Here is a 9,054-nt window from a genome sequence, read left to right on the forward strand (position 1 = left end):
TAAGATTTAGATGTATTTAAATGCATAAAAAAGGAGCTCTAGAGCTCCTTTTTTAGTGAATCGTTAAACTTGTGCTTTAGATTTAAACTTGGATTTAATCCAATGATGTAAATCATCGACATAAGTAAAGATCACTGGAATCACCACAAGGCTTAACACGGTCGAGGTAATTAAACCGCCAATCACAACAACCGCTGTTGGCTGTCTAAAGCTTGGTTCAGCGCCAAGCCCCAAAGCATTCGGCATCATGCCGGCAGCCATTGCAATTGTGGTCATAATGATTGGGCGGGCACGTTTAGTGCATGCATCCATTACGGCAGCATAACGACTGAGACCATGTTCATTACGGGCAATAATCGTGTAATCTACCAAGAGAATAGAGTTTTTCGTCACAATCCCCATCAGCATCAAGATGCCGATGACCACTGGCATTGAATACGGCATGCTGCAGATATACAGTGCAACAAATGCACCGCCCAAAGCCAACGGCAAAGCAGACAAGATCGTTCCCGGCTGTAAAAAGTCATGGAATAGAAGCACCAGCACAGCATAAACGCAGACAATGCCAATAAACATTGCTAAACCAAAGCTGCTAAACATTTCCGACATGTTTTGCAGCTCACCTTGCTGAATCTGTTGCACGCCTTGAGGTAAGTTTTTCATTGCTTCAAGCTGCATCACTTGGTTTTGTACTTCACCAATACTTAAACCATTTAGTTCAATAGACAACGTGACATTACGCATACGGTCCATACGGCTGATTTGAGTAGGACCACCTTGAATTTGAATATCAGCGATACTGCCTAAACTGACAGAACCATTGCTTCCTTGCACACGTACTGCTGCAATTGATGATAAATCATTACGTACAGATGGATCTAAACGCACGCGAATTGCAATTTGGCGCTGGTCTAAGTTCAATTTTGGTAAGGTTGTTGAGTAGCCACCGTATGTTGCATAACGAATGGCATCGGAGAGTGCTTCAGATGTAACGCCTAGCTGTGCAGCCTTGGCAAAATCTGGCGTGATTTGGACTTCAGGCTGTTCAATGGCAGCACTAGAACTGACATTACCAATGCCTTTTAAACCACGCATTTGCACTTCAAGGTTGTTGGCTGTTTCAGTCAGTAAATCTGCATTATCGCTGGCTAAGGTAATATCAAGTTTTTCACCGGTGTTACCGCCGCCAACACTGGTTTTAACGCCAGCCAAAGGTTTTAATTTTTCACGAATATCTTGCTCAACTGCACTTTGACGGGTATCGCGCTCATCATACGGCGTCAGTTCCACTGTTAATGTTGCTGAGGCCACATCAGCAGTAGAAGAGCTGTCCATGCCAGAACCGCTTGAAGCTGTACCGACAGAACTGAAAACTTGTTTTACATTTGGATTTTGCTGGATGATTTTACTGGCTTCTTCAGCAGCCTTCGATGTTTGATCTAATGTAGAGCCTGGAGGTAGCTCAACGGTAACCGTGGTCTGTGATTTATCCTGTGCAGGCATAAAGGTGACGCTGTTTTGCATACCAATAAATAGCGTCACAAAAAAGAATGCGGATGCCCCGAGTATCGTGGTTTTCCTATGATTTAAAGTAAATTTTACGATGGCTTTATAGTGTCGCATGACCCAGCCATCTGGCTGTTTTTTGGTTTCATCCTTCTTATTTTTTGGTTTCAGCATATATGCTGCCATCATTGGTGTCAGCAGTCGGGCAACCAATAAAGAAAATAAAATCGCAACCGAAGCAGTAATACCGAATTGCTTAAACACGAGGCCTGGAATACCGCCCATAAATGCGGTTGGCAGGAAAATCGCGACAAGTGTCAGTGTTGTTGCAACCACCGCAAGACCAATTTCATCGGCAGCTTCCATAGCTGCTTGGTACGGTGTTTTGCCTTGCTCTAAATGCCGTTCAATGTTTTCGACTTCTACAATCGCATCATCGACCAAAATCCCGACAACTAAAGACAGCGCCAATAGGGTAATGACATTCAGCGAATAACCGAGATAATACATCACCCCAAAGGCTGGAATAATCGATAAGGGCAGAGCCACAGCAGAAATAAACGTAGTACGCCAGTTTTTAAGGAAGATAAAGACCACGATGATTGCAAGCAAGGCACCTTCATACAGCATGGTTATCGAGCCATCATAGTTGTCTTGAATGGAATCAACTTTGTTGCTGATTTCTTCAATTTTAACGGCTGGATTTTTTTGTTGAAATGCTACGACTGCTTCGCGGACATGCTTGACGACTTCAACATCTGAATAGCCTTTTGAGCGTTCAACCTGAAAACCAATAATCGGTTGGCCATTCAAATAAGCACGAGTAGTACGTTCAGCTGTAGTATCGTGAATTTGTGCAATTTGATCTAAACGTACATAACGGCCATCTTGCAGCGGTATAGAAATTTCACGTATATCATCTGCTGTTTTTACTGTTGCTAGAGTACGGATGGATTGACGTTCACCGCCAACGCGTCCTTGACCACCAGAGGCTTCTTGCTGCACAGCTTTAAGCTGTTTAGAGACATCTGAAGGCATTACGCCTAAACCCGCCATGAGCGTCGGATTTAAGTCAATTTGTACTTCACGGTCTACACCGCCAACACGTGAAACACTATTAACGCCATTGGCTGCCATAATGGCATTGCTGACGTCATTATCAACAAACCAAGACAGGTCTTGCTCATCTAGATTGTCTGAAGTAATGCTATAGGTCAGTAAGCTAGAGCCTGCCGCAGTGACTTTAGACACCGTTGGCGAATTCATGCTTGCAGGCAAATCGGCTTTGGCTCCGTCAACCGCATTGCGGACTTCAGACAAAGCGACTTCTACGTCTTTTTCTAGTTCAAAACTCACGGAAATATTTACAGAACCGTCAGTAATGGTTGTGGTGATGTGATCAAGCTTGGTCAGTGAAGTGAGTTTGTCTTCAATTTTACGTGCAACTTCAGTTTCAAGCTGTTCAGGTGCAGCACCTTCTAAACTTGCGCTGACTGTGATCGTGGGTAAATCCATGTCGGGCATATCTTGAATGCCCAGCTTCATAAACCCGTACAATCCCATAATCGTCAACATTATAAATAGGACGATCGCTGGGATGGGGTTTTTAATAGACAGGGAGGAAATGTTCATTCATTTACTCCATGCTGCGTATTTTGCGCGGTCGTTTTCTGTGCAATTTTGACGGTCATACCATTGGTGAGAAATGCACCGCCAGTTTCAACAATTTTTAAATTGAGTGCCAAGGGGCTTACAATTTCTACAAAACCATCCTTACGGCGTGCGGTTTCAACCACTTGACTATTGGCAATGTTTTTATCATTGACCACATAGATATATGAACGGCCGTCACGCATCACAATTGCCGTTTGAGGTAGCACGTATGCTTTATTTTGACCAACAGTAATTTTGCCGTCGACAAAAGTGCCAACATTGGCCGTTTTACTGCCTTTTAAAGTTACATATACAATGCTGCGCGCCGTATCAGTGGATACAGAAGGGCTGACTGTTCGAACTGTACCAGTTAACTTGGTTTGATCTGGCAGTGTCACTTCTGCAAGATCTCCTGCTTTGATTAAATGCGACTGTGATGCATCTACCTCTGCACGCCATTCAATCACGCCATTTTTAATCATGTGATACAGTTCAGTGCCAGCACTCACTACATTGCCGACCACACCTTGCTTGCTGTAAATAATTCCGCTTGCAGGTGCTTTAATAAAAGTTTGACTGATTTTAAGCTGAATCATATCTAACTCAGCTTTAGCAGCATCTAAGTTTGCTTTTGCAACTTCTTGATTAATTTTATATTCTTCAATTTGCTGTGCAGATAAGGCACCACTTTGACCCACAATCGCTGCGCGGCGTACATCTGAAGCCGCTTTTTCTAAATTCACTTCTGCTTGTGTCACAGCTGCTTTTTGTTTTGCTAATTCCTTCTTCAAATTTTGATCAGAAAGTTTAGCTAAAAGCTGGCCTTGTTTAACTGAAGTACCAACTTTGTAATACAAATCTGATAGGCGGTAACCACTAATTTCGGGACTGATAATAATTTCTTCGTATGGTGCAATTAAACCGGTCACAAAAAACTCTTGAGGCCAAATTTGTTCACTTAAATTGACAATATTGACTGTCATGGATGCTTGCTGATCGGCATTTTCAGCTTTCTGTTCTGATTTTTTGTCTTCTTTTTTATTGAACATTAAGGCAATGACCAAGCAAATGATGATCACGGCACCGATCAAAATGGCCATTTTTTTAGAGATTTTCATTGAATTTCACCATTTTGAGCGATATGTACTGACTTTTTTGGCGTGAATGTGCCACCTAAGGCTTTATACAAGCTGATCCAGCTCTGTGTATGCTGCTGCTGAATGTTCACCACACTGATTTGCGCATTGAGAGCTGAACGACGTGCAGCTTCTAAATCTAATAGGTTGGCTGAGCCAGCTTTTTGACTGATTTCAAGTGCATTAAAATATTTTTGGTATTGCACATAACTGCTTTGTGCGCTTTTTTCTTGTTTTTTCAGGGCTTGAATCGTGACCAGCTGTTTTTCAATTTCAGCGGCAGCATTAATGACACCTGACTGATAATCAGCAACAGCAGCATTGTATTTAGCAATATTGCTTTCAACACTAGCTTTACGTTTACCTGCATCAAAAATCGGCTGTAATAGATTTGCGCCAATTGACCATGTATTTAGGCTGGCTCCGCCAGATGACGCAGCATTAATGACACCAGATAAACTCAAATTTGGATAACGGTCTGCTTCAGCGCTTTTGATTTCGGCATAGCTTGCAAATACTTCACGCTCTAAAGCAGCAATATCTGGACGGTTGCGCATGACATCGGCAGGAACTTCGCTAATACCAAAGCTTCCATGCTGTAGCGGAAATTTAAGTGATGATTGGGCAAGAATTTGACGTAATTCTGATTCATCAATACTGGCTAAGGCCGTCATTGATTTAATCAAGATTTCACACTGTTTATTTTGATTTATGCTGTTCGAGCGTGTGTTTTCTAAATTTGCCACAATAAGGGCGTGATCCATAGGGGCTGTAAAACCCGCTTTAACTAAAAGGGCAGTGGCTTTTTCAGTTTTTTGAATGGAACTTAATTCTGTTGTGTACACCCGCTGTATCGAACGACAAGCTAAATACTGCGTATAGTAATCCGCCATCTCAGCAGCCAGAGAAATCTGCATATTATGCATATCTGCGGTACGCGCTTGTAAACGTGCAGCTGCTGCATCACTTTGATTTCGATATTTTCCCCATAAATCAATTTCCCAACTGGCATCTAAGCCAATCGAGTTTTGATTAGATTGACCGCTGGTATCTTTCACACGGCTGACAGTGCCGTTGCCAGACAATGCAAGGTATAAGTTGGCACGCTGTGTGGTTAAATTTGCACGTGCTGCGTCAATATTGGCTAAAGCCTTGACTAAACTTTGGTTATTTTCAAGGGTGGTACGAATCAATTGTGTTAAAGCAATCTCATGAAATGATTGCCAAAATTGAGTGAACTCAACACTGTTTGAAGTTGGATCAGGTGATGAATTCCACTGAGCCGATACTTTTGCAGCAGGCGCTTGATAGCTTCCTGAAGCAATACATCCATGCAGCAAAGGAAATAAAATCATCAGACAGCCAAACTTGGTCTGACTTGAAATATTCAAAATAGCACCAATAACTAAACTAGACGGTTTAGTTTAGTTTGACAGTTTAACACTGTCAAACTTAGACTACGCTTTGAAATTACTTAAGGGGTGGCTGAATGGCTAGAGCAAAGAGTGAAATAACCAAGCAAAAAATTTTAAAAGCTGCTTTATCTGCCTTTAAAAAACAAGGTTATAGCTCGACTAGCATGGATATGATCCGTGATGAATCTGGCGTATCCAAAGCCACACTTTATAATTATTTCCCATCTAAAGAAGAATTATTTTTAGATGTTATGATGTATGAAATGGAACAGCAGCATGGCGCACCACTATTTGATTTATTTGAAAAGCACGAACTGTCAGTAGCATTAAAAATAATGGCAAAACAAATGATTACAGTATCATATTCAAAAAATATTATTGCTACACGCCGTATGCTGGTAGCAAATGCATCGAATAAAAATCTTGGGCAGTTGTGTTATGAAAAAGGCCCAAAGCTTGGTGAACGTATGATGTGCGCTGTTTTTCAAAAAGCGATGAATGATGGTATTTTGATGAAGGCTGAACCACGTGTCGTTGAGGCACATTTTCGTGCATTAGTGGATGCTGAATTTAGTCAGATCTTTACTTTTGATTTAGAAAATATCATCACTGCAGAATGGATCGAAGCGGCAACGGAAAGGGCAGTTGATGTTTTAATGCGAGCATATAAAATTTAAATTTTCTTTTTTATCTTTATTTCAAAGAAGATGTATGACCTGAGCTCAACAATATTAAATTAATAACGTTGAGCTGACTTTTTAAGAAGAATTGGCAATGACGACCTAACGCTTAGAATATAAAACTCAAAAAAATTACCACAATTTCAAAATTCACTTTTCTCAGAAAGTGCCATGGATAGGAAGGTATTTATGGACGTATGAGAACAACGACCCATTGCTTGTATAGATGTGTATGAATTACATATTTAATATAACTATTCAAATTTCTTCTTTCTGTCATGTCGATAATTTTTTGAATCAGAGCTTGATTTCATAATATTTGAGATTGATTGTTCTATAGATGTCCGCAATCCATCAAATAGCTGTACCTCATTAGATACTTGGAGATAATCTAATATATTTTCGCTAAAAGATTCTATGATTTCTCTTGGATTTCTAATTCTAAAATGCTCGCTTTCAGCTAATTTTAAGAGATGAGATAGTTCAGGAAATGCTTTGCTTCCAGCGAGTTTAAGCGCCATTTTATTATCAATTGATTCGTATATAAGTGTATGCGTAATATCAAATGGCGGTGAAACAAAAATGTTTTTCATATCCGGGGAATACTGTAGAGCAAAGTTTTTCAGATGCGCATCACCATTTCCTACTAAGCAATTAAATACAATGTACTTATACATTTTTTCAACTTCAGCTACACTACCAGTATAAAGATATGTCGCTTTCAAAAGTGTTTCATAGCTCCCTGAGTATTTTGCATCTGGGTCATTTGACTTTTTCATGAGCGTCGTAAAATCTTCATAGCCTAGTTTTGTACCATCACTGGATTTATCAAACCGTTCTACAACATATGTTTCTAAATTTTCAGACAAGTAAGTGTGTGGTGGCTTAAGTCCACACTGTCGTGCAGCCTGCATACAGACAAATTCATTAACGGTTAGTAATGGAAATTCTGAATCAAACGACTTTACGATTAGATCCTTTTGTTGAACTGTTCTATCTGTTTGAACAGTTTTTGCATTTGGTATGCTCACCTTGGGTTGCATACCAGCCAGAGAATTTCTGAGATAATATTTTTCCAATAGCTGTGGAAAAAGGGGTTCATGACTTTGGTAAGATAGGATTTCACTCAAACTCAAAGAATCTGTTTCGGGTAAATCTAGCTCACTTTTATAAGAGAGCATTCCAATTCCTTGACTACCTTGCAGTGCCAATAAATACATGTCATTAACTTTGGCATATCTGGCAAGTTTTTCAGCAATGAATCGTCGATTAAAACCCTCAGGCAAGTTCTGAGCAAATATTGGGTGAAGTGCACCAGAAGAAAAACCATCCATGCCTTTACGAGTCATCGTGAGTGATACATGCTGTTTTTCCTGTGTTGGCTGATAGTGGTGCACTGAACCATATGTCAATACGCCTAATTCAGCTTGATTAGCACATACCTTAATATTCGTGATTTTGGCAGGAAGTTTTGTTGGCGTACTCATTCGCTATCATCCACAAACATATTTTCAATTTCATCCCAGTGAGGGAGTGAATGTTGCTTTGGAAATACTTCAAACTGTAAACCTACTGCATCAAGTACACGCTCAAATATGTCATACGAACCTGTAAATCGACCATTCTCAATCTCTGAGATTGTGGTTTTGTTGATTCGAGTCAATTCTGATAATTCTTGCTGTGTATGACCGAGGGCTTTTCGTTCGATACGAACTTTTTTCCCAATTTCTGCTCTACTTGCCATAGAAATTTCACCACAAAAGTAGCCATATAGCTAACATATTATATTATTTATCAATTATTAGCTATATAGCTAATATATTTTATGTAATTTAATAAAAATTGGCATAAAATAGAAATCTCATAAGTTATTGAATTTCGTTTCAGTAAGAATGAGATCAAGTTATCCTTAAGTGTAGATTTAACTTATGTTCACTTGAAATACACTTCACAATTAATTTAATAATATATTTTTTTTCAAAAACTTATTTAAAATACAATATGCTTTAAAAATTGAAGTTCATGAACTATGAATAAAAACTGAGATCTAACCTACAAATCTAAAACTGCAAAAATCCATGAAAGATGTAATCAAGCCAAAGACTGAAACGGGCATGCATGCGCACCACAATCTAAGTTTAGACATGGCGAATAGTATTGCGCTCTATAGAACATGGCTGTACCTGTATTAATGCCAGCACAGGTATGGCGTCAGGTGCAGGAAATGCACCGCTGGAAGTATTTATCGCTGCAGTAGAACTATAAGATTGAACCATGACTGTGTTATGAAGTTATTGTTAGGTGTATCGGATTTAACATAATATACATTATACGAAATAATATTGTTAGAACCCATTTAAAGTGTCTATATTCTCACCAATAAAAATGTCTAGTTTATGATGGTTTTTATCACCATGGACTGGATATAAATATAGATGCTGATCACTATGTCTGACAAAGAAATTCAACGGCTTGCAGTTCTGCAAGACGTTCGAGATCATCGTATTACCCAGGTCCGTGCTGCTGAAATCCTAAAACTTTCCACCCGTCAAATTACCCGGTTATTGCAGAAGCTCAATCAAGATGGTGTCTCAGGTATGGCACATGCCAGTCGTGGTCAACCTGGCCATCGTCGCCATGATGACTTGTTAAAATCAAAGTGCC

Annotated in this window: 7 protein-coding genes and 1 pseudogene; 3 read left to right on the top strand and 5 right to left on the bottom strand. The window is 39.8% G+C overall.

Annotation, left to right across the window (positions count from 1 at the left end):
• Positions 1-63: 63 nt before the first annotated feature.
• Genes HYG93_RS08325 through HYG93_RS08335 form a run of 3 tightly spaced genes read right to left on the bottom strand, consistent with a single transcriptional unit; the run spans position 64 to position 5,686 of the window.
• Positions 64-3,138: an efflux RND transporter permease subunit gene (locus tag HYG93_RS08325; protein ID WP_178962303.1), complete on the bottom strand. Its 3,075-nt coding sequence runs from the start codon at positions 3,136-3,138 to the stop codon at positions 64-66.
• On the bottom strand, positions 3,135-4,277 hold the full coding sequence (locus tag HYG93_RS08330) for an efflux RND transporter periplasmic adaptor subunit (RefSeq protein ID WP_178962305.1): 1,143 nt from the start codon (positions 4,275-4,277) through the stop codon (positions 3,135-3,137). Before HYG93_RS08330 ends, HYG93_RS08325 begins: the two co-directional genes overlap by 4 nt.
• The gene (locus tag HYG93_RS08335; protein ID WP_178962307.1) at positions 4,274-5,686 is read right to left on the bottom strand and encodes an efflux transporter outer membrane subunit; all 1,413 of its coding nucleotides are present in this window, start codon (positions 5,684-5,686) and stop codon (positions 4,274-4,276) included. The genes HYG93_RS08330 and HYG93_RS08335 overlap by 4 nt, the downstream gene beginning before the upstream one ends.
• Positions 5,687-5,784: 98 nt before the next feature.
• Here HYG93_RS08335 and HYG93_RS08340 point away from each other — a divergent pair, with 98 nt between their 5' ends.
• Positions 5,785-6,387: a TetR/AcrR family transcriptional regulator gene (locus HYG93_RS08340; RefSeq protein ID WP_117007312.1), complete on the top strand. Its 603-nt coding sequence runs from the start codon at positions 5,785-5,787 to the stop codon at positions 6,385-6,387.
• A gap of 257 nt (positions 6,388-6,644) precedes the next feature.
• On the opposite strand, the gene HYG93_RS08345 is transcribed toward HYG93_RS08340, so the two are convergent.
• Positions 6,645-7,877, bottom strand: a complete 1,233-nt coding sequence (locus tag HYG93_RS08345) for a type II toxin-antitoxin system HipA family toxin (RefSeq protein ID WP_106984311.1) — start codon at positions 7,875-7,877, stop codon at positions 6,645-6,647.
• A complete protein-coding gene (locus HYG93_RS08350) occupies positions 7,874-8,134 on the bottom strand; it encodes a helix-turn-helix domain-containing protein (protein WP_106984310.1) in 261 nt (86 codons plus the stop codon). The genes HYG93_RS08345 and HYG93_RS08350 overlap by 4 nt, the downstream gene beginning before the upstream one ends.
• Positions 8,135-8,462: 328 nt before the next feature.
• Between HYG93_RS08350 and HYG93_RS19585 the strand changes: the two are divergent.
• A pseudogene (locus HYG93_RS19585) lies at positions 8,463-8,649 on the top strand (4-hydroxy-2-oxovalerate aldolase); the annotation flags it as partial.
• 176 nt (positions 8,650-8,825) lie between these two features.
• The coding region (locus HYG93_RS08355) for a helix-turn-helix domain-containing protein (RefSeq protein ID WP_178962309.1) at positions 8,826-9,054 on the top strand (229 nt) is incomplete at its 3' end.

It is taken from the genome of Acinetobacter sp. SwsAc6 (assembly GCF_013391565.1).
GTDB lineage: Bacteria > Pseudomonadota > Gammaproteobacteria > Pseudomonadales > Moraxellaceae > Acinetobacter > Acinetobacter cumulans.

Coding starts and splice junctions, on each gene's coding strand:
- HYG93_RS08340 (WP_117007312.1), top strand. CDS start 5,785: ATGGCTAGAGCAAAGAGTGAAATAACCAAGCAAAAAATTTTAAAAGCT.
- HYG93_RS08345 (WP_106984311.1), bottom strand. CDS start 7,877: ATGAGTACGCCAACAAAACTTCCTGCCAAAATCACGAATATTAAGGTA.
- HYG93_RS08325 (WP_178962303.1), bottom strand. CDS start 3,138: ATGAACATTTCCTCCCTGTCTATTAAAAACCCCATCCCAGCGATCGTC.
- HYG93_RS08330 (WP_178962305.1), bottom strand. CDS start 4,277: ATGAAAATCTCTAAAAAAATGGCCATTTTGATCGGTGCCGTGATCATC.
- HYG93_RS08350 (WP_106984310.1), bottom strand. CDS start 8,134: ATGGCAAGTAGAGCAGAAATTGGGAAAAAAGTTCGTATCGAACGAAAA.